Raw genomic sequence first — 1,575 nt, 5'->3', positions numbered from 1 at the left:
GCAGTTTCTGGCACTTTTACTTTATCGCTGGGAAGTCATCATGCGGGAAACCGCCATACTCGGTATTTTGGGTATTGGCACCCTCGGCTTTTATATTGACTCAGCCTTTGAGGAATTTCGCTTTGACCGCGCCATGCTGCTAATTGGCTGCGCCGCTTTTCTCAATATGGGGGTCGACGGTTTAGCCCACTGGCTACGCAAACGCCTGCATTTAAACACCACGCCGGAAACCCTATAAAACCGGTTCCATTGTTTATTCTATAGAGCATTGAAATTACTTACTCGCCAGCAACTTATAATCATGACGGCCGTGCACAAAGTAATAAAGTAGCATACAGATTAACGACAAGCCGCCGAGCATAATATAAAGATCGCTATACCCGGTATAAGCAATAATTAATCCGAGAAAATACGGACCAAAGCCTATACCGGCATCGACAAATATAAAAAATGTCGACGTTGCGATACCCATTCGCGCAGGCTCAACCATTTTAACGACAATGGCCTGACTACATGACTGCATATTGCCAAAGCCTAAACCAACTAGGCAGGCAGACGACAATAGCAGTACTGGCGTGTCAGCGATGCCCAACAGCGCCAAGCCCACCGCGAACAAAACAAAACCTGGATACATAATAATATTCGCCCCCCACTTATCCATGATCCGACCACTAAAGGGCCTAGAGGCGAGCAGGGTGATGGCGTACACCAAAAAATACAGGCTGGCCGCGTCGCTAAGATCACGCTCCAGTGCATAGGCATTGAGATAAGAAACCAAACTTGAAAAAGACAGGCCGCTTAAAAATACCACCAAGCAGACGGGTACCACTTTACGGTCTAGCAGGCGATATATCGAAAAGCCAAGCGGCTTGCTACCAGGCGCTTGTGTTTGATTTTCTGGCACGCGCAGCATCAGCGCCACAACAAGGCAAACAGCACCAAGCGTAATACAGAGAGCCACAATCGCAGCAAAATCGGCATTGTGCATCATATAAATGCCGATAAATGGCCCGACTGCAGTGGCGAGGGAACTGCTCATACTAAAATAGCCAATGCCTTCGCCTCGGCGCGACATTGGGATGAGGTCTACCACCATTGTTGCCGCTGCTGTTGCAGCTATACCGATAGCTGCACCGTGGAGAAATCGGTTGGTAATTAAAAACCCGATACCCGCTTCGACGTAATAAAAGGCAACCGCAATGGTCGCTAGCACAAGACCGGCAAGCATGCTCCGCTTGCGCCCCAGCCGGTCAATAAATTGCCCTACCGCGAGCCGGCCGCTAAAAACACCAATGACAAATATACCTACCACTAAGCCAGACTGACTCACGCTAGCGCCCAAATTCTGAATTGCATATAAACCAATTACCACTGCCAATAAATAAAATATGACAATTAATAAGAAATTGATTAATGCAACGAGAATAAAGTCCCGCGTCCAAAGTTTTGGCTTAGCCATAAAGCGCCTTAATCTTATGAGTATTTACGCCCGGCCAATATTTCAGCCTCACGCCGAAAATATTGCCGACGTAAGGCTGCGATCAGTGATCGAGCTACCGCTTTTTATAACCTTGG

The 1,575-nt window shown here is 47.7% G+C and carries 2 protein-coding genes; one reads left to right on the top strand and one right to left on the bottom strand.

The features are described 5' to 3' along the window. Positions 1–238 (top strand): PhnE/PtxC family ABC transporter permease (locus ABYP33_RS19075; RefSeq protein ID WP_373092925.1); only part of this gene is annotated, 238 nt, incomplete at its 5' end. A gap of 36 nt (positions 239–274) precedes the next feature. On the opposite strand, the gene ABYP33_RS19070 is transcribed toward ABYP33_RS19075, so the two are convergent. Next, positions 275–1,459, bottom strand: coding sequence for an MFS transporter (locus ABYP33_RS19070; protein ID WP_373084773.1), 1,185 nt, complete (start codon positions 1,457–1,459; stop codon positions 275–277). Between the last annotated feature and the right edge of the window lie 116 nt (positions 1,460–1,575).

The sequence above is a fragment of the Zhongshania sp. genome (assembly GCF_041584495.1).
Taxonomy (GTDB): Bacteria; Pseudomonadota; Gammaproteobacteria; order Pseudomonadales; family Spongiibacteraceae; genus Spongiibacter.
This window is presented reverse-complemented; position numbering and strand designations above follow the sequence as displayed.

Coding starts and splice junctions, on each gene's coding strand:
- ABYP33_RS19070 (WP_373084773.1), bottom strand. CDS start 1,459: ATGGCTAAGCCAAAACTTTGGACGCGGGACTTTATTCTCGTTGCATTA.